The sequence below is a fragment of the Bradyrhizobium sp. 215_C5_N1_1 genome (assembly GCF_052075935.1).
GTDB classification, from domain to species: domain Bacteria; phylum Pseudomonadota; class Alphaproteobacteria; order Rhizobiales; family Xanthobacteraceae; genus Bradyrhizobium; species Bradyrhizobium barranii.
Window position 1 is genome coordinate 779,950 of sequence record NZ_CP197228.1, and the last position, 18,260, is coordinate 798,209.

Annotated in this window: 17 protein-coding genes; 5 read left to right on the forward strand and 12 right to left on the reverse strand. The window is 64.5% G+C overall.

The annotated features are described in order from the left end of the window. Position 1: 1 nt before the first annotated feature. The 7 genes from AB7G19_RS03625 to cyoA are packed head-to-tail and all read right to left on the reverse strand — an operon-like array spanning position 2 to position 6,945. Complete coding sequence (locus tag AB7G19_RS03625) at positions 2-535, reverse strand: response regulator transcription factor (protein WP_014490373.1); 534 nt, start codon at positions 533-535, stop codon at positions 2-4. After that, complete coding sequence (locus AB7G19_RS03630; protein ID WP_063980645.1) at positions 525-1,904, reverse strand: ATP-binding protein; 1,380 nt, start codon at positions 1,902-1,904, stop codon at positions 525-527. The genes AB7G19_RS03625 and AB7G19_RS03630 overlap by 11 nt, the downstream gene beginning before the upstream one ends. Next, positions 1,876-2,724: an SURF1 family protein gene (locus tag AB7G19_RS03635; RefSeq protein WP_063986027.1), complete on the reverse strand. Its 849-nt coding sequence runs from the start codon at positions 2,722-2,724 to the stop codon at positions 1,876-1,878. Before AB7G19_RS03635 ends, AB7G19_RS03630 begins: the two co-directional genes overlap by 29 nt. 30 nt (positions 2,725-2,754) lie before the next feature. Then, positions 2,755-3,135: a cytochrome o ubiquinol oxidase subunit IV gene (gene cyoD / locus AB7G19_RS03640; RefSeq protein ID WP_063980646.1), complete on the reverse strand. Its 381-nt coding sequence runs from the start codon at positions 3,133-3,135 to the stop codon at positions 2,755-2,757. Beyond that, positions 3,132-3,761 (reverse strand): cytochrome o ubiquinol oxidase subunit III, encoded by a 630-nt coding sequence (gene cyoC, locus AB7G19_RS03645; RefSeq protein ID WP_063980647.1) that lies wholly within the window; start codon positions 3,759-3,761, stop codon positions 3,132-3,134. Before cyoC ends, cyoD begins: the two co-directional genes overlap by 4 nt. Continuing rightward, complete coding sequence (cyoB, locus tag AB7G19_RS03650; protein WP_063980648.1) at positions 3,762-5,759, reverse strand: cytochrome o ubiquinol oxidase subunit I; 1,998 nt, start codon at positions 5,757-5,759, stop codon at positions 3,762-3,764. Between the two features lie 25 nt (positions 5,760-5,784). Continuing rightward, positions 5,785-6,945 (reverse strand): ubiquinol oxidase subunit II, encoded by a 1,161-nt coding sequence (gene cyoA / locus AB7G19_RS03655; protein ID WP_063980649.1) that lies wholly within the window; start codon positions 6,943-6,945, stop codon positions 5,785-5,787. Positions 6,946-7,127: 182 nt separating this feature from the next. On the opposite strand from cyoA, the gene AB7G19_RS03660 reads away from it, so the two are divergent. Then, entirely contained in the window at positions 7,128-8,456 is a 1,329-nt protein-coding gene (locus AB7G19_RS03660; protein ID WP_063980650.1) for an MFS transporter, read from the forward strand. A gap of 72 nt (positions 8,457-8,528) precedes the next feature. Further along, positions 8,529-8,939 carry a c-type cytochrome gene (locus AB7G19_RS03665; protein ID WP_187387906.1) on the forward strand — a complete coding sequence of 137 codons (411 nt, stop codon included), beginning with the start codon at positions 8,529-8,531 and terminating at the stop codon, positions 8,937-8,939. Positions 8,940-9,119: 180 nt separating this feature from the next. On the opposite strand, the gene AB7G19_RS03670 is transcribed toward AB7G19_RS03665, so the two are convergent. Further along, a complete protein-coding gene (locus tag AB7G19_RS03670; RefSeq protein ID WP_028159916.1) occupies positions 9,120-10,511 on the reverse strand; it encodes a M48 family metalloprotease in 1,392 nt (463 codons plus the stop codon). 133 nt (positions 10,512-10,644) lie between these two features. Beyond that, positions 10,645-11,415 (reverse strand): thermonuclease family protein, encoded by a 771-nt coding sequence (locus AB7G19_RS03675; protein WP_084794943.1) that lies wholly within the window; start codon positions 11,413-11,415, stop codon positions 10,645-10,647. 414 nt (positions 11,416-11,829) lie between these two features. On the opposite strand from AB7G19_RS03675, the gene AB7G19_RS03680 reads away from it, so the two are divergent. The 3 genes from AB7G19_RS03680 to AB7G19_RS03690 all read left to right on the forward strand — a co-directional run bounded on the left by AB7G19_RS03680 (position 11,830) and on the right by AB7G19_RS03690 (position 14,718). Then, positions 11,830-13,038, forward strand: a complete 1,209-nt coding sequence (locus AB7G19_RS03680; RefSeq protein WP_063980652.1) for an ABC transporter substrate-binding protein — start codon at positions 11,830-11,832, stop codon at positions 13,036-13,038. Positions 13,039-13,174: 136 nt separating this feature from the next. Next, complete coding sequence (locus AB7G19_RS03685; protein ID WP_063980653.1) at positions 13,175-13,963, forward strand: enoyl-CoA hydratase; 789 nt, start codon at positions 13,175-13,177, stop codon at positions 13,961-13,963. 2 nt (positions 13,964-13,965) lie between these two features. Further along, the gene (locus AB7G19_RS03690) at positions 13,966-14,718 is read left to right on the forward strand and encodes a hypothetical protein (protein ID WP_063986030.1); all 753 of its coding nucleotides are present in this window, start codon (positions 13,966-13,968) and stop codon (positions 14,716-14,718) included. A gap of 201 nt (positions 14,719-14,919) precedes the next feature. Here the strand turns inward: AB7G19_RS03690 and AB7G19_RS03695 are convergent, their stop codons facing one another. The 3 genes from AB7G19_RS03695 to AB7G19_RS03705 are packed head-to-tail and all read right to left on the reverse strand — an operon-like array spanning position 14,920 to position 18,014. Further along, complete coding sequence (locus AB7G19_RS03695) at positions 14,920-15,732, reverse strand: enoyl-CoA hydratase/isomerase family protein (RefSeq protein ID WP_063980654.1); 813 nt, start codon at positions 15,730-15,732, stop codon at positions 14,920-14,922. Positions 15,733-15,773: 41 nt separating this feature from the next. Further along, positions 15,774-16,934: an acyl-CoA dehydrogenase family protein gene (locus tag AB7G19_RS03700; RefSeq protein WP_008133127.1), complete on the reverse strand. Its 1,161-nt coding sequence runs from the start codon at positions 16,932-16,934 to the stop codon at positions 15,774-15,776. An 18-nt stretch (positions 16,935-16,952) separates the two neighbouring features. Beyond that, positions 16,953-18,014, reverse strand: coding sequence for an acyl-CoA dehydrogenase family protein (locus AB7G19_RS03705; protein WP_063980655.1), 1,062 nt, complete (start codon positions 18,012-18,014; stop codon positions 16,953-16,955). Positions 18,015-18,260: the final 246 nt, after the last annotated feature.

The window sequence follows — 18,260 nt, forward strand, 5'->3', positions numbered from 1 at the left end:
CTCACTTCACCGGCCGCTTCTCGAGCTTTCTTGCCAGCGTGCGCCGGTGCATGCCCAATCGTCTCGCCGCTTCCGAGATGTTGAAATCGGTCTCGATCAGCGTCTGGTGGATGCGCTCCCATTCCAGCGTCTTGATCGAGGTCGGCCGTGCATCGAGGGCGACTTCGGCGTTGCCTTCGGCCTTGTTGAAGGCGGCTTCGATATCGTCGGTGTTCGACGGCTTTGCCAGGTAGTGGCAGGCGCCGAGCTTGATCGCCTCGACGGCGGTGGAGATGCTGGCAAAGCCGGTCAGCACCACGATCAGCATCTCCGGATCGTGCGTGTGCAGCAGCTCGACGCAGGCGAGGCCCGAGGCGCCGCCGAGCTTGAGATCGACCACCGCGTGTCCAAAGGATCGCTCCTCCAGCACCTTCCGCACCTCTTCGATCGAAGCTGCGAGGACGACGTCGTAGCCGCGGCGCTCGAACGAGCGTTTCAGCGTGCGCGCGAAGCCGGCATCGTCCTCGACGACGATGAGCGAACGGTCAGGCGTCAAAAGTTCCTCCGATCGCGAGCGTTGCGAGCGGCAGCGTCAGGCGGACGGTGGCGCCACGCTTCCTGTGGTTCTCGGCGGTCACGCTGCCGCCGAGCTTGCGCACGACGTTCACCACCAGGAACAGGCCGAGCCCGCCGCCGGCGCGGCCCTTGCTCGAGTGATAGGGTTTTCCCAGCTGCGCCAGCATCTCCGGCGCAAAGCCCGGGCCGCGATCGCTGATCGACAGCACGAGATTGTCGCCCTCGCGCTCGGCCAGCAGCTCCACCCATTCGCGCGAGACCTCATAGGCATTGTCGAGCACGTTGAAGATCACTTGCTTCAGCGCGATGTCGGAGACGATCGCGACGTCCTCGCCGAACGTGTTGACGAAATAGAGCGTGCGGGCCGAGCGTGCGTCGCGCCACTCGTTCACCAGCGCGGTGACGAAGGCCGTCACCGTCGTCGGCGAGGAGCCTTCGCCGCGCGCTTCGCCCGCCGACACCAGGATGCCCGTCACGATGGTCTTGCAGCGTTGCAGAGAGGTTTCCATCTCCGCGAGATCCTCGGCAAGTTCCTGATCGGCGGCGAGATCGGGCATGCGGCGCCAGTCGCTGAGGATGACCGACAGCGAGGCGAGCGGCGTGCCGAGCTCATGCGCAGCGCCGGAGGCGAGCAGGCCCATGCGGACGATGTGGTCCTGCTCGGCCGCATGCTGGCGCAATGCCGCCAGATGCGCATCGCGCTCGCGCAAATTCCTGTTGATCCGGGTGACGAACACGACCAGCAGCACGGCGTTGAGGACGAAGCCCAGCAGCATGCCTGTCACGGTGAGACTGTAGGCCTCGCTGATCGGGTTCGGCGGCAGGTCGAGCGGCCGGTAGGCCATGGTCAGCCAGATGAAACTCGCGCAGGTCAGTGCGACCAGCGACCAGGTCGAGCGGGCATTAAGCAGCACCGCGCCCAGCGTCACCTGGAGCAGGAACAGCGAGGTGAAGGGATTGGTGGCGCCGCCGCTGAGGTAGAGCTGAGCGGTCAGCGCGGCGACATCGAGCATCAAGGCGACCAGCAGCTCGTTGTTGGTGATCGCGGCGCGATGGCGCACCCAGACGAGGCTGGAGACGTTGAGCAGCAGCAGCGCGCCGATCACCGCGCCCATCCGTTCCAATGGCAGGGGAATACCCAGGCCGAAATGCACGCCGCCGATGGTCACGATCTGCCCGACCACCGCGGTCCAGCGCAGCTGGATCAGCAGCGCCATGTTCTTGCGGTTGGTCTCGTCGTCGGTCGGCGCAACGCCGATCAGCTCGCTGCGCGCGTCCGCCTGCGATTGCAGCGTGACGGCGTCATGCGTCATTCCGTCGTCAGGTAGATTCGACGATCGTTCCAGCATCTGATCCCGTCCTGCGGGCGGTTGCATCGGAGCAGCCGGCCGGTTCGTGGACGAAGCGCTTGCGGCGGAACAGCCCGCCGCCGAATGTGACGAAAAGTTTACCCGCCAGCATGAAAGCCAGGGCAAACCACGTCAGCGCGTAGATCAGGTGGTTATTGGGAAAGCTGATCACGGTCAATCCGCCGATCGGGCCGCTGGTGGTTTGTGATCCGGCGTCAGCATCGACGAAAAAGGGTGCGACATGGTCGAGGCCGCGCGCTGCCGCAATCGCGGCGACATCCCGCGAGTACCAGCGGTTGTGCTGGGGGACGTTGTTCCGCAAGAACCCGCCTTTCGGCTCGGTCATGCGGAGCAGGCCCGTGATCTCGACCTGCCCGTCCCGATTGCCGCTCTGGCGCGTCGATGCGTCGCGCCGCTCGGACGGCACGAAGCCGCGATTGACCAAGACCAGCGTGCCGTCGCCGCGCTGAAGCGGCGTCACCACCCAATAGCCGGGGCCTTCCTCGGTGACCGCCTGAACCAGCGTCTCGCGGTCATGCAGGAAGAGGCCGGTGAGGCTGACGTGCCTGTATTCGTCGTTTGCGGTGGAGACGGTCGGCCAGGCCGCGGGCGACGGGATCGGTTGGGCCGGGGCATGGACGCGCTGCTCGACGCGGTCGATCAGCGCCAGCTTCCAGGCGCGTCGCTCGATCTGCCAGACGCCGAGTGCGATCAGAAGTGCAAAGGCCGCGAGCGAGAGGACCGTGAGCCACAGGCGCGGACGCGCAGCCTTGCGACGCGCGTCCTTATCCTTGCCTGTCACGGTCCAAGCCTTGCTCACTTCCAAGCCTTGCTCACTTCGAAGTCTCGCTCACTTCATTCCCGTCATCTGGTGCATCGGCATCATGTTGCTGTTGAGATGGTTCATCACCCACAGCGAGCCGGACAGCGCGATCACCACCATGACGATGGTGAAGATCAGCGCCATCATGCTCCAGCCGTTCTCGGACTTGGTGCTCATGTGCAGGAAGTAGATCATGTGCACGACGATCTGCACGACCGCGAAGGCCATGATGACCAGCGCGGTGATCTGCTTGCTCGGCAGCGCGCCGCTCATCACCAGCCAGAACGGGATCGCGGTGAGCACGACCGAGAGCACGAAGCCGAGCATATAGGTCGAGAACGTGCCGTGGGCGTGGTCGTCGCCGTGGTGATGGCCGTCCGCGTGGGCGGCGTGGGTATCGGTGTTCATCGCAGAACTCCCAGGAGATAGACGAAGGTGAAGACGCCGATCCAGACCACGTCCAGGAAGTGCCAGAACATCGACAGGCACATCAGGCGGCGGCGGTTGGCTTCGATCAGGCCGAACTTCCAGACCTGCACCATCAGGGTCACCAGCCAGATCAGGCCGCAGGAGACGTGCAGGCCGTGGGTGCCGACCAGCGTGAAGAAGGAGGACAGGAAGGCGCTGCGCTGCGGGGTCGCCCCTTCATGGATCATGTGGGCGAACTCGGAGAGCTCGATGCCGATGAAGGCGAGGCCGAACAGGCCGGTGATCGCCAGCCACATCTGGGTCTGGGCGATCTTGTTCTGCTGCATCGTCAGCATGGCAAAGCCATATGTGATCGACGACAGCAGCAGCATCGAGGTGTTCACCGCGACCAGCGGCAGCTCGAACAGGTCCTTCGGGGCGGGGCCGGCGGCGTAGTTGGCGCCGAGCACGCCGAAGGTGGCGAACAGCATCGCAAAGATGAGGCAGTCGCTCATCAGGTAGATCCAGAAGCCGAGCGGGGTGCTGTAGCCTTCCGGATGCGGGTGTTCGTCGGCGAGGTAGAACATCGGCTCGCCGGTCTGGGCGGGATTGACAGCGACAGTCATTTACTTGGCTCCGGCGAGCAGTTTGGTACGCGCGTCCTCGGTCCGGATGACGTCGTCAGCCGGAATGTCGAAGTCGCGGTGATAGTTGAAGGTGTGACCGATCCCGACGGCGAGCATCGCGATGAAGCTCACGGCCGCCAGCCACCAGATGTACCAGATCAGGCCGAATCCCATCGCGGTGGCGAGGCCGGCGAGGATGACACCGGTGCCGGTGCTGGAGGGCATGTGGATCGGCTTGAACCCGGTGAGCGGACGCTGGTAGCCGCGCTTCTTCATGTCCCACCACGCGTCATTGTCGTGAACGACGGGGGTGAAGGCGAAGTTGTAGTCCGGCGGGGGCGAGGAGGTCGCCCATTCCAGCGTGCGTGCATCCCAGGGATCGCCGGTGACGTCCTTGAGCTGCTCGCGCTTGAGGAAGGAGACCGCGAACTGCATCAGCATCGAGAGGATGCCGAGGAAGACGAGGCCGGCGCCGATCGCGGCGATGACGAACCAGATCTGCAAGGACGGATCGTCGAACACGCGCAGGCGGCGGGTCACGCCCATCAGGCCGAGCACATAGAGCGGCATGAAGGCCATGTAGAAGCCGGTGACCCAGAACCAGAACGACAGCTTGCCCCAGAACGGATCGAGCTTGAAGCCGAACGCCTTCGGGAACCAGTAGTTGATGCCGGCGAACGCGCCGAACACCACGCCGCCGATGATCACGTTGTGAAAGTGCGCGATCAGGAACAGGCTGTTGTGCAGGACGAAGTCGGCCGGTGGCACTGCGAGCAGCACGCCGGTCATGCCGCCGAGCACGAAGGTCAGCATGAAGGCGATCGTCCACAGCATCGGCAGCTCGAAGCGGATGCGGCCGCGATACATCGTGAACAACCAGTTGAACATCTTCGCGCCCGTCGGGATCGAGATGATCATCGTGGTGATGCCGAAGAACGAGTTGACGCTGGCGCCCGAGCCCATCGTGAAGAAGTGGTGCAGCCAGACCAGGTACGACAGGATGGTGATGACCACCGTGGCGTAAACCATCGAGGTGTAGCCGAACAGCCGCTTGCCGGAGAAGGTCGAGGTCACTTCCGAGAAGATGCCGAAGGCGGGGAGAACCAGAATGTAGACCTCGGGATGACCCCAGATCCAGATCAGGTTCACGTACATCATCGGGCTGCCGCCGAAATCGTTCGTGAAGAAGTTGGTGCCGACGTAGCGGTCAAGCGAGAGCAGCGCGAGCACGACGGTCAGGACGGGGAAGGAGGCGACGATCAGGATGTTGGTGCAGAGCGCGGTCCAGGTGAACACCGGCATCTTCATCATGGTCATGCCGGGACAGCGCAGCTTGACGATGGTGCAGATCAGGTTGATGCCGGATAAGGTCGTGCCGACGCCCGCGACCTGCAGCGCCCAGATATAATAGTCGACGCCGACGTCAGGACTGTAGCCGATGTTCGACAGCGGCGGATAGGCCAGCCAGCCGGTGCGGGCGAATTCGCCGATGAACAGCGAAGCCATCACCAGCACTGCGCCGCCGACCGTCATCCAGAAGCTGAAATTGTTCAGGAACGGGAACGACACGTCGCGCGCGCCGATCTGCAGCGGCACCACGTAGTTCATTAGGCCGGTGACCAGCGGCATCGCCACGAAGAAGATCATGATCACGCCATGGGCAGTGAAGACCTGGTCATAGTGATGGGCGGGGAGGAAGCCTTCGGAGCCGCCGAACGCGAGTGCTTGTTGTGCGCGCATCATCAGCGCGTCTGCGAAGCCGCGCAGCAGCATCACGATGCCGAGGATCATGTACATGATGCCGATGCGCTTGTGGTCCACGGTGGTGAACCACTCGCGCCACAGATAGCCCCAGAGGCGGAAATAGGTGATGCCGGCGAACAGTGCGCCGCCGCCGAGCGCGACCATCACGAAGGTGCCGACCAGGATCGGCTCGTGCAGCGGCAGCGAATCGAGGCCGAGACGGCCGAAGATGAGCTTGAGAAGATCAGGAGACATGCGAGCTCTCTTTAGGAGTCTGACTTCAGGAGTCTGACTTGGGACGTTGTCCGAGGAAGAAGGACGAGGACTTCAGCGGCGTGAAGATCGGCCGCTTCAGGCCGGCACCGAGCAGCGGCGCGGTGTCGGCGGGTGCCGTGATGGAGGCGGTGGTCCTGCCCTGGGGCGCATCCGGCGTGCAGGTGCCGGCGACGAAGGTCGGCTCGGGTCCGAGCGCGGTGCCGCGGCGTGCGTACTTGTCGTAGGCCAGCGGCAGGGTGTTGTTCAGGCCCTCATGGCCGAGACCGCCCTTGGCGTCGATCGCCATCATCTCGCTCTGGCACATCTTGCCGGTCTCGACGCACATGTTGAGGATCAGGCGGTAGAGGTCGGAATCGACGGTGCCCCAGCGGCGCACCGGCTCGTTCTCGCTCGGCTTTTCGAGCTGGAGATATTCGGCGCGGCCGAGCGAGCCGCCGGCCGATTTGGCCTGCGCGATCCAGGCGTCAAAGCCCTTGTCGTCGAGGCCCTGGAAGTTGAAGTGCATGCCAGAGAAGCCGGCGCCGCTGTAGTTCGCCGAAAAACCCTTGTATGTACCGGCGTGGTTGATCACGGCGTGGAGCGACGTCTCCATGCCCGGCATCGCGTAGATCTGACCGGCGAGTGCGGGGATGTAGAACGAGTTCATCACCGAGGAGGCGGTGATGTGGAAGTTGATCGGGCGGTCGACCGGCGCGGCGAGCTCGTTGACGGTGGCGATGCCGTAATCGGGGTAGATAAAGAGCCACTTCCAGTCGAGCGCGACGACATCGACGACGAGCGGAGCCTTGGACTGGTCCACGGCGCGTTCCGCATGGATGCGGCCGATGTTGCGATAGGGGTCGAGCAGATGCGTGCCCATCCAGGTCAGCGCGCCCAGGCAGATGATGATCAGCAGCGGCGCCGACCAGATCACCAGCTCGAGCTTGGTCGAGTGGTCCCAATCCGGCTCGTAGCGGGCCGAGGTGTTGGACTGGCGGTAGCGCCAGGCGAACAGCACCGTCAGCGCCATCACGGGGACGACGATCAGGAGCATCAGGACGGTGGAGATGATGACGAGGTCGCGCTGTTGGGCGGCGATGTCGCCGGCCGGCGACAGCACGACGTAGTTGCAGCCGCTGAGCGCAGCTGCCAGGGGTAGCAGCGCCAGGATCTTGAGACGGGACACGGGCCGAGCCTTATGAGAATGAGTTTCCTTTGCGGGCCCAAGGGGTAGCTGCGGCGCAGCAATCCGGACATTGGACAATTTGTCCAATGTTGCAGTGCGGAATGTTGGGTCAGACAAGGGCAGATTGCCTGGCGCCCCGCCGGGCGGTCGGCTTTGGTTTTCAGGACGTTAAGGGCGCACGAATGGCGACGGCACAGACCCCCGCAATGGCAGACCTCCACTCGGGCGAGCACGGCCACGACCAGGCCAGTCCCGGCGAGATCGCCATCGGCGTCATCATCGGCCGCACCTCGGAATTCTTCGACTTCTTCGTCTACGCGATCGCCTCGGTGATCGTGTTTCCGCGCCTGGTGTTCCCGTTCACCAGCGAGCTGACCGGCACCCTCTATTCCTTCATGATCTTCGCGCTGGCCTTCGTGGCCCGGCCGATCGGAACCGTCATTTTCATGACGGTCGATCGCGAGTACGGCAAAACCGCCAAGCTGGTCTCGGCGCTGTTTCTGCTCGGCACCGCCACAGTCGCGCTCGCGTTCCTGCCCGGCTATCACGACATCGGCAGCGCCGCGATCTGGCTGCTGGCGCTGGCGCGTATCGCGCAGGGTCTGGCCTGGGGCGGCGCCTGGGACGGCATGGCTTCGCTGCTGGCGCTGAACGCGCCGCCCTCCAAGCGCGGCTGGTACGCGATGGTGCCGCAGCTCGGCGCCCCGCTCGGCCTGATCGTGGCGAGCGCGCTGTTCGCCTATTTCGCCGGTAACCTCTCGGCCGACGACTTCTTCGACTGGGGCTGGCGCTATCCGTTCTTCGTCGCCTTCGCCATCAACGTCGTGGCGCTGTTCGCGCGCCTGCGCATGGTGACGACGGAAGAATATGCTTCGTTGTTCGAGACCCGCGAATTGCAGCCCGCGCGTATCTCCGAGACCGTCGCGCGCGAAGGCCAGAACATCATGCTCGGTGCATTCGCGCCGCTCGCAAGCTTCGCGCTGTTCCACATGGTCACGGTGTTTCCGCTGTCCTGGGTGTTCCTGTTCACCCGCGAAAGCCCGGTGCGCTTCCTGATCATCGAGATCGTCGCCGCCGTGTTCGGCGTCGCGGCCATCGTGGCCTCCGGCATCATCGCCGACCGCGTCGGCCGCAAATCGCTGCTGATGGGATCGGCAATCGCGATCGCCATCTACAGCGGTTTTGCTCCGCAGCTGCTCGATGCCGGCGCGTTCGGTGAGACCATCTACATGGTGATCGGTTTCATCCTGCTGGGTCTCTCCTTCGGCCAGTCCTCGGGCGCGATCGCCTCGAACTTCCGGCAGGCGTACCGCTACACGGCTTCCGCGCTGACCTCGGATATGGCCTGGCTGTTCGGGGCGGGCTTCGCGCCGTTGGTGGCGCTTCTGCTCGCCACCAATCTCGGCGTCATCGCGTCGGGTGCGTATCTGCTGTCAGGCGCGTTCTGGACGCTGCTCGCACTCTGGCTCAGCGGCCAGCGCGAGGCGGGCGACATGGACGCGGGCGGTTAAGCCGCGTCCAGCGGACGGGAATAAAACTCGGGCTGGACGATCCTGTTTGCGGCGACGCAAGCAGGAGATCCCATGAACGTCCGGTCCAATCCCGTCCACCCGCAAAGTTTTGCAAGCCTCCTCACCGTAAGCCTGGTCCTCACCATCGTCGCGGTCGTTTTCTCGACCGGGCTTGCCCACGCCACCGGCAACGTCGCGCGCGGCCAAACGCTCTACAAGGGCTGCGCAGATTGTCACTCCATCAATGAGAACGCTGTCGGCCCGATGCACAAGGGCGTGGTCGGTCGCAAGGCGGGCAGCGTGCCCGGCTATGACTATTCGGCCGATCTGAAGAACTCAGGGATCGTCTGGACCGAGGACAATCTCGACAAATGGCTGGCCGGACCGCAGGCCATGGTGCCGGAAACCAAGATGTTCTTCGACGTCCCGGACGCGCGGGATCGTGCTGACATCATCGCGTTTCTGAAGGAAAAGGCGCGGTAGGTCGGCAGAGCAGGTCTCGTAGGGTGGGCAAAGCGAAGCGTGCCCACCATCTGTCGCTATCATTACGGATCGTGGGCACGGCGCTACGCGCCTTTGCCCACCCTACGGCACTGTCTTTGTGGCCCGAGATCCCGGGTTCGCGCTAAGCGCGCCGCGGGATTGACGCGCGCTTAGCGCGCGTCAATCCGCCACGACCTTCACGCGATCCCGCACCTTCACCTGCGCGTTGCGATCGAGCCCGTTGAGCACGCGGAAGCGTTCGGCGGGATGATCGACGCCGGCCATGCGGTGGGAGAGCGATTCCACGGTGTCGCCGGGCTGCACGGTGATGACCTTGATGCGCAGGGGGCGCGCGGCCTGGATTTCGTCGAGCGTCAGGCGGCGGAATGAATTGACGGTCTCGCGCGCGTTGCGCTCGCTCTCGGTCGATTTCTGCCGTGTCGCGAAGATGAAGCGATAGACGTCGCTGCCGAAGCGCAACGCATAGACCTTGAACTGCCACTGATCGCCCTTGGCGGTGGCGGACGCAGCCGGAAAACCGTTGATGGTGATGTCTTCGGTGGAGGCCTTCTCGACGCCCTCCATCCAGCCGGAATTCAGGTAATCGCCGAGTGACTGCTCGGCCGGCACCCGCACGACGTCGAAGCGCATCGCCTGAGAGCCGCCGTCGCGCACGCCGATCACCGCCTGCGCGGTGTTGTCGAGCGTGAAATTGTCCGGCGCCTGGAAGGTGAAGCCGAGTTTCGGGTGCAGGAAACGCCGGCCGCGGACAAAACCTTCGCTGGGATCTTCGCCATAGACGAGGTTGTCGATCGCGGCGAGATAGGTCTCGCGGTCGCGCTCGGCGCCCTCGGGCGCCGCATATTGCCGTGCGATGGTCTGCGCATTCTGCACGCGCTCGGGGGTGGCCGGATGCGACGAGGTGAAATCCTGCGCGCGCGGATCGAGCGAGGTCTTGCCGACCTTGAGCTCGGCATTGCGCTCCATCGCCGACAGGAAGCGCGCGGCGCCATAGGGATCGAAATGTGCCTTGGCGGAAAGGCCGACGCCGATGCCGTCGGCCTCGAACTCCTGGTTGCGCGAAAAGCTCGCCATGGTGAGCTTGGTCTTGGCCAGTGCAAGCGCGGTGAGATCGGGATCGTTGCTCATGTCGGTGACGACGCGGGTGACGATCGCAGCCTGGCGCGCCTGGTCCTCGCGCATCGCGGCGTGCTTGGACAGCACATGCGCCATCTCGTGGCTGAGCACGGAGGACAATTCCGAAGTGTCGCTGGCGAGCGCGAGCAGGCCGCGGGTGACATAGAGCTGGCCGTTCGGCAGCGCGAACGCGTTCACCGCGCCGGAATTGAGGATGGTGACCTTATAGCCCTGGTCGGGGCGGTCGGACGCCGCGACGAGCCGGTCGACGGTCTTGCTGACCAGCGATTCGAGCCTGGGGTCGTCATAGGTGCCGCCATAGCTCGCCAGGATGCGCTCGTGCTCCTTTTCGGTGGCGGGGGTCTGCGCGACGGCCGGTTTCGGCTTGGGCATCGCCACGGTCGGCGGGGCCGCCGCGGTCTGGAACCGGTTCATGTCGCCGCAACCGGCAAGGGCTGCGCCCAGCACGAGGCACAGCGCCGCCGGCGCAGCCCGCAGGCGGCGGCGTTCACTCGATACGTGCCGTTCTAGCACCCCATCCACGTCGCTTAACCCGTGCCTGGCCCTTTTAGGGCCTTACCCCTGTCGGCTCGTTTGCACCCAGCAACTCGACCTGCCCCGCAAGGCGCACATCGATGCGCGGCCCTGAATTCCCCTCGACCCAGCCCCGGACGCGAATCCGTCTATTTTCCAGGGACTTAAGAGTGATCCCGGCGTTTTCGAGCGCGGGTTGCGTACGCTTTGAAATAGTGACGGCAAAGCCGCGTGTCCAGTTTCGTCCGAAGTTGAGGTAGGTCATTGCCCCAGCTTGCCGGACCGACAGGACTTTGCCCTCGACCACCATAAAGCGCCCGATCCCCGCCAAAATATCGTCCGGACTTTCCGCGTTTTTTATGGCCGACGGGTCAGCCCAGTTGCCCTTTTTTTGGCGCCGTGCCTCGGTCTCCGCCGCCATCAGGGCCGCCGCGCAGTCCTTGTCCGCGATCTCGGCGGAGACGAGGGCGTCGCCCTGGGCGAGCAGCGTCGCCTGGATGGGGGCCTCGCTTTCGCCGACGAAGATGAGTGCGCCCTGACGGCCGTAGCGGTCGGGCGTGTCGTCGGTGCCGCGCAGCGTGACGTCGCGTCCGGTGAGCAGCGACGTCAGCGCCTGCTTCGTCGTTGCGGTTGGCTCGATCCCGGCGAGGCGCACCTCGCGGCCGTCGTCGAGACGCACGCCACGCGCATCGACGATTGCGGCGACGCGGCCGTCGCCTTGGGACTCGAACTGGCACGGTGCGGCGAACGCGGTGTGACCGGCGACGAGAGGAAGTGCGAGGATGAGATGAAGCAGTCGCGTCACGGTGCCCGGAAAGGTTGCGTTGTGCTCTAGTTCTAACGCAAACGTGGCGAACCGCGAAGGCTATCGTAGGGTGGGCAAAGCGAAGCGTGCCCACGTCTTTGATTTGTCGCGCGGGCTCGTGGGCACGGCGCGAAGAGCGCGCCTTTGCCCACCCTACGGCAGTTCGCGTGACGCGTCGCCATTGCCTCACACTCGATCAGCGAATTAATGAACTTGCACAGCAATGACGGTGGAAACATTTCGCCGCAACATGCCATTCCGCTTTGCGGAAAACATGTGCGGCAATCATGCGCCCGCAACGCCCTCGCGCTTGCTGCGCACTTGCGCATGCGGCATGATTGCGGCAACAGCTTCAACCAAGAGCAATAACCAAGCCGCCATCAGAGTACGGCGCGATAAGGGAGGTCTTTTTCTATGAAGCATATTTTGTCGGGCATTTTTGCCGCAGCGTTTGCGCTGAGTGCGAGCGCCGCCGCGCAGGCCCAGGACAAGCCGCCGCTGAAGATCGGCGGCATCCTCGACATGTCGAGCCTCTATGCCGACATCACCGGCCCCGGCAGCGAGACCGCGGCCAAGATGGCCGTCGAAGATTTTGGCGGCGAGGTGCTGGGACGCAAGATCCAGGTGCTGGCGGCCGACCATCTCAACAAGGCTGACCTGTCCGCCAACATCGCCCGCGACATGCTCGACAACCAGGGCGTCGAGATGATCTACGACGTCGCGGCCTCGGCCACTGCACTCGCCGCCGGCGAGATCGCGAAAGCGCGCAACAAGATCATCATGTTCAACGGCCCGGGCTCGATCCGTCTCACCAACGAGGCCTGCGGTCCCTACACCATCCACTACGTGTTCGACACTTACGGCCAGGCCAACGTGACCGGTCTTGCCGCCGTGAAGTCCGGCCTCGACAGCTGGTTCTTCCTCACCGCCGACTACGCCTTCGGCCAGGACCTGGAGAAGGACACCAGCGCCGTCGTCACCAAGACCGGCGGCAAGGTGCTCGGAGCCGTGCGCCATCCGCTCAACACCTCGGATTTTTCGTCGTTCCTGCTCCAGGCGCAAGCGTCCAAGGCCAAGGTGATTGGCCTTGCCAACGCCGGCGGCGATACCGTCAACGCCATCAAGCAGGCGGCCGAGTTCGGCATCACCAAGGGCGGCCAGAAGGTCTCGCCGCTGCTCGCCTTCGTCTCCGACATCGATTCGATCGGGCTGGAGACCGCGCAGGGCCTGCTGCTCGCCGAAGCCTTCTACTGGGACCTCAACGACGACACGCGCGCGTTCTCGAAGCGATTCATGGAGCGCACCAAGCGCGTACCGACCTCGGCGCAGGCCGGCGTCTATTCGTCGGTCACGCATTACCTGAAGGCTGTGAAGGCGGCGGGCACGACCGACTCGGCCGCGGTCATCAAGGTGATGAAAGAGACACCGATCAACGACTTCTTCGCCAAGAACGGCAAGATCCGCGAGGACGGCCGCATGATCCACGACATGTACCTGTTCGAGGTCAAGAAGCCGTCGGAGTCCAAGGGCCGCTGGGACGACTACAAGCTGCTCGCCACCGTGTCCGGCAACGAGGCGTTCCAGTCGCTGGAGCAGTCGCGCTGCCCCCTGGTGAAGAAATAGAGATCGTCATTGCGAGCGAAGCGAAGCAATCCAGAGATGTTTCCGCAGAGACGGTCTGGATTGCTTCGTCGCTTCGCTCCTCGCAATGACGGGTGTGGCTGAGGCCCGAGCAAAACAACAACAAGGGAGACGTCCCATGAACGACATGGTCCTGCAAAAGCTCGAAGGCGGGCTGCTCACCATCACGATGAATCGCCCGGAGCGGAAGAACGCGCTCAACCCCGACATGGTCGCGGGGCTGGTCGAGGCCGCGCGGCGCGCGGCCGACGATCCCGAGGTGCGCGCGGTGCTGTTCAAAGGCGCAGGCGGCTCGTTCTGCGTCGGCGGGGACGTCAAGTCGATGGCGGCAGGCCGTGCGCCGCTGCCGTTCGAAGTGAAAATGGCGAACCTGCGCCGCGGCATGGAAGTGTCGCGCATCCTGCACCAGATGCCAAAGCCCGTGGTGGCGCAGCTCGACGGCGCGGCAGCCGGCGCCGGCCTTTCGATGGCACTGTCCTGCGACCTGCGCATCGCGAGCGAATCCTGCAAGATCACGACCGCCTTCGCCAAGGTCGGCTTCTCAGGCGATTATGGCGGCACCTATTTCCTGACGCAGCTGCTCGGCAGCGCGCGGGCGCGCGAGCTTTATCTGATGTCGCCGGTGCTCTCGGCGAAGGAGGCGTATGCGATCGGCATGGTGACGAAAGTCGTTCCCGACGCCGAGATCGATGCCGCCGCACACGAGCTCGCGCTGTCGCTGGCGCAGGGGCCATCGATCGCGCTCGGCTTCATCAAGCGCAACATCAACAACGCCGAGCATCTGGCGCTGGAAGATTGCTTCGACGGCGAGGCGATCCATCACACCCGTTGCAGCGACACCGAGGATCACAAGGAAGCCGCGAAGGCCTTTGTCGAGAAGCGCAAGCCGACCTTCAAGGGCGCATGACGATGGCGCCCTATATGCGGCTCCGGCAGATCTGCCTCGTCGCGCCGCAGCTCGTGCCTGTGGTCTCCGACATCGCCGGGATCATGGGCCTCGACGTCTGCTACCGCGATGGCAATGTCGCCAAATACGGCCTGGAGAACGCGCTGCTCCCGGTCGACACGATCCTGCTGGAGGTGGTCGCGCCGTTCAAGGGCGGCACCACCGCCGGCCGCTTCATCGAGAAGACCGGCGGCCGCGGCGGCTATATGGCGATCTTCTGCTGCAACGATCCGGACGAACGCGGCCGCAACGCCAATGCGATGGGCGTGCGCACCGCCAACGTGATCGACCACGCGCCCTATCACGGCGTGCAGCTCCACCCCCGCGACTGCCGCGCCGCCTTCATCGAATTCAACCATACCAAAGGCAGCGACGATATTCTGGGGCCGTACCCGCCCGCAGGGCCGGACTGGCAAAAGTTCATCCGCAAGGATGTGACGCAGGCGCTGACGGGCGTGGAGATGCAGAGCCCGGATCCTCAGGGGCTCGCGGAACATTGGGGGAAGATCATCGGGGTCGTACCGAGTGGCGGCGCCGAATTGAAACTGCCCAATGCCACCTTCCATTTCGTGAAGGGCGCCAGCGAGATCATGAGCGCGCTGGAGTTTCAGGTGGCGGATGCCGCAAGCGTGCTGCATGCCGCGAAGGCGAAGGGGCTCGCGATTGCGGGGAACGAGTTTTTGCTCGGCGGGGTGACGTTCCGGCTTGCGGCTTGAGCGGTTGCCTCACACACCGCTGTCGTCCCGGACAAGCGAAGCGCAGATCCGGGACCCATAACCACAGGGAGTGGTTATGATGCGGGATGATAACTCCGCGTCTCCGCCAAACCCCTTCCTGTGGTTATGGGTCCCTGCTTTCGCAGGGACGACAGGGAGATTATGGTGACGCTGGTGTGATACGGCGAGACGTCGCCGCAATCACCTTCCCTTAAAATTCGCCGCGCGGCGCTCTTCCGTCGCCTTGACGCCCTCCTTGAAGTCTTCCGTCGCACGCAGCCGCGTCTGCTCGGCGAGCTCGTGGTTGGTCGCGGCCATCACGCGGTCGGCGAGGTTGGCGCGCATCGTGGCGCGGGTGGAGAGGAGGCCGAGCGGCGAGCATTCGGCGATCTCGGCGGCGAGCTTCATCGCGCCGGCCTTCACCTGGTCCTGCGGCACCAGCTCGTTGGCGAGGCCCCACTTCACTGCCTCCTCGCCGGTGACGCGGCGGCTGGTGTAGAACATCAGCTCAGCGTTGTTCTTGCCGATCAGCTCGGGCAGCGTCACGGTCAGGCCGAAGCCGGGATGGAAACCGAGCTTCGTGAAATTGGCGGAGAAGCGCGCTTCCGGGCAGGTGACGCGGAAGTCGGCCGACACTGCGAGACCGAGCCCGCCGCCGATGGCTGCGCCCTGCACGGCCGCGACGATCGGCTTCTTGGCGCGGAAGATACGCACGGCCTGGATGTAGAGATGGTTGATCGGGCCGAGGTTGTCGGCCGGGTCGCCCTTCTTCTCGGCCTCGCGCGCTTCCTGCGCCTGGCGCGCCGGATCGCCGAAATTGGCGCCGGCACAGAATGCCTTGCCTTGTGCCGACAGCACGGATGCGCGGATCTCGATGTCGCGATCGAACTCGTCGAGTGCATCCGCGATCTGGTTGATCAGCGAGATATCGAAGAAGTTCAGCGGCGGGCGGCGGATCTCGATGGTGCCGACGTGGCCAACTTTTTCGACGCCGATATCTTTATAGGTGCTCATGACGATCCTCGATTGAATTAGCGCAAACCAAGTCCGCGCGACTAGCGCAGGCCAAGTCCGCGCGCGATGATGCCGCGCAGCACCTCGGTGGTGCCGCCCTGGATGGTGAGTTTCGGTGCGGTCTTGATGGCGAAGTCGAGTTGCCGCTCCAGCGTCTCGCGGTTGGTCGCGGTCTCCTCGACGAAGGCGGCGAGATCGCGCACGCGGTGCGGAAGCTGCTGCTCCCAGACCGTGCCGATGTCCTTGACGATGGAGGCTTCCACCACCGGCTCCTTGCCGGCCTGCAGCATGCCCGCAACCGAGACCGACATGCGCCGCATGGTGTGGAGCTGCGCCACGAGACGGCCGATGCCTTCGGCGCTGCGGGTATCCGGGTTGGGGCCGACCGCGCGCACCAGCTCGGTCAACACATAATAGGTCTCGAGGAAACGCTCAGGGCCCGAACGCTCATAGGCGAGCTCGCTCGTCGCCTGCTTCCAGGCGCCGTCGACTTCGCCGAGCACGTGATCATCGGGCACGAAGAAATCGGTGAAGACGACCTCGTTGAACTCGTACTGGCCGGTGATCTGGCCGATCGGGTTCACCTGGATGCCCGGCTGCTTCATCTTGACCAGAAACTGCGTCAGGCCGTGACGGCGGTTTTCCTTGGTCGGCTGCGAGGTCCGGAAGATCGCGATCATGTAGTCGGCGATGTGCGCCGACGAGGTCCAGATCTTTGTGCCGTTGATGAGGTAGCCGCCGTCGGTCTTGGTCGCGCGCGTCTTGGCCGCGAACAGGTCGGAGCCGGAGTTCGGCTCGCTCATGCCGATGGCAAAGCAGATCTCGCCGCGGCAGATGCGCGGCAGGATATCCATCTTGATATGCTCGGGCGCGTATTTGATCAGCACCGGCCCGCTCTGGCGGTCGGCGACGAAGAAACGCCGCGTCGGCGCGTTGGCGACGCGCATTTCCTCGGTCACCACGTAGCGCTCGAGGAAGGAGCGCTCCTGGCCGCCATATTTTTTCGGCCAGGTCATGCCGAGCCAGCCCTTGGCGCCGACCCGGCGGGAGAATTCCGGCGCGTCGGTGTCTTCGCGGTTGGGCTTGTGCGGATCGAAGGTGCCGGCCGCGATTTCCTCGGCGAGGAAGGCGCGCACTTCCTTGCGCAATTGCTCGCACTTCTCGGGCAGGCGGATCGGATCGAAACGGAGGGCAGCGGTCATTGTTGTCTCGTCCTCTGATCAGCGCGAAGCCACGAGCGGCCACAATTCGTCGGCGCCGCGGTTTGCCACCAGCTTGCCGAGCTCGACGGCCCAATGGCTCTCCGAACCGAAATCATCGCGCCAGGCCAGAGCCCGCAGCGAAAAGCGGTGCAGGATGTGCTCGCTGGTGAAGCCGATGGCGCCGTGCACCTGATGCGCGATGGCGCCGCCTTTTTCCGCGGCTTCCGCGCAGCGGATCTTTGCCGAGGCAGCCTCGAGATAGACCTCGTCGTCGAATGACTTTGCGTTCGCGATGGCGTCGGCCGCCGACGTCGCGGCCGCAAGCGCCGCGGCGGATTCGCCGGCGAGACGGGCGAGGTTGTGCTGCACGGCCTGAAACTTCGAGATCTTCTTCTCGAACGCGACGCGCTCGTTGGAATAGCGCACGGAGATGTCGAGCATCGCTTCCAGCGCGCCCGCGATCTGAAGGCTGCGCGCGACGCCGCCCATCAGCATGAGCGTGGTCTGGTCAAAGCCCTTCGCGGGCTTGACGGTGACGGGCTGGACCTTGTCGAGCGTCACGGTATCGCTGTGGTCGTAGCCGACGTTGAGTCCGGATTCGATCCGGCCCTTGCTCGCTTCGACCAAGGCAATCGAGATACCATCCTTGCCGTGCGCCAGCACCGCAAAGTGCTTCGCCGCCTTGGCAAAGGGCACGCCGCGGGCGCGGCCGGAGAGCGCGCCGTCGGCATCGAGGGTAATGCGATCCTTCGGCGAGGCCGGCAGCACCGTCATCTCACCTTCCGGTGAGGCGATTTTCGCCTGCGCAAGCAGCCAGCCCGCCAGCATGGTCTCGGCCAGAGGAACCGCGACTGCGAAGCGGCCGGCGGCGTTCAGCAGCGCAAAACCGTCGGCAAGGCTGGCGCCGGAGCCGCCGAGATCGTCAGGCACCCAGGACAATGGCAAGCCGGCTTCGCTCAGCGCCTGCCACAGCGGCGCCTGCCACGAACCCTTCTTGTCGTTGTTGATGGTCTGCGGATCGGCGAGATCGGCGAAGATTTTCTCCGCGGTCTCGACGACGATATTGTCACTCTCCGCCACAGCGTTCCCCGTGTTTTGCCATTGGCGCGTTCCGTCCGGTCGGCGCGGCGCGCGGTCTCTTCTTGCGCCCGATGATCCGAAAAAGCCATGGCCCTGACAAGCGTTGACCGCAGGCCCATCTGCGGCTCCGGCATGGGCGCAAGAGCTGCTATGGACTAATTCCGCTTAGCGGAGTTTGGTCGATTTGCAGGGCGCGGCAAACTCGCTAAACAGGGCCAGCTGCTTAAGGCTTGTATTCAATCAAGG

Excerpts from the sequence above, each read along its gene's own strand:
- AB7G19_RS03630 (WP_063980645.1), bottom strand. The coding sequence starts at position 1,904 with ATGCTGGAACGATCGTCGAATCTACCTGACGACGGAATGACGCATGAC.
- cyoD (WP_063980646.1), bottom strand. The coding sequence starts at position 3,135 with ATGAACACCGATACCCACGCCGCCCACGCGGACGGCCATCACCACGGC.
- cyoC (WP_063980647.1), bottom strand. The coding sequence starts at position 3,761 with ATGACTGTCGCTGTCAATCCCGCCCAGACCGGCGAGCCGATGTTCTAC.
- cyoB (WP_063980648.1), bottom strand. The coding sequence starts at position 5,759 with ATGTCTCCTGATCTTCTCAAGCTCATCTTCGGCCGTCTCGGCCTCGAT.
- AB7G19_RS03660 (WP_063980650.1), top strand. The coding sequence starts at position 7,128 with ATGGCGACGGCACAGACCCCCGCAATGGCAGACCTCCACTCGGGCGAG.
- AB7G19_RS03665 (WP_187387906.1), top strand. The coding sequence starts at position 8,529 with ATGAACGTCCGGTCCAATCCCGTCCACCCGCAAAGTTTTGCAAGCCTC.
- AB7G19_RS03670 (WP_028159916.1), bottom strand. The coding sequence starts at position 10,511 with ATGAACCGGTTCCAGACCGCGGCGGCCCCGCCGACCGTGGCGATGCCC.
- AB7G19_RS03680 (WP_063980652.1), top strand. The coding sequence starts at position 11,830 with ATGAAGCATATTTTGTCGGGCATTTTTGCCGCAGCGTTTGCGCTGAGT.
- AB7G19_RS03685 (WP_063980653.1), top strand. The coding sequence starts at position 13,175 with ATGAACGACATGGTCCTGCAAAAGCTCGAAGGCGGGCTGCTCACCATC.
- AB7G19_RS03690 (WP_063986030.1), top strand. The coding sequence starts at position 13,966 with ATGGCGCCCTATATGCGGCTCCGGCAGATCTGCCTCGTCGCGCCGCAG.
- AB7G19_RS03695 (WP_063980654.1), bottom strand. The coding sequence starts at position 15,732 with ATGAGCACCTATAAAGATATCGGCGTCGAAAAAGTTGGCCACGTCGGC.
- AB7G19_RS03700 (WP_008133127.1), bottom strand. The coding sequence starts at position 16,934 with ATGACCGCTGCCCTCCGTTTCGATCCGATCCGCCTGCCCGAGAAGTGC.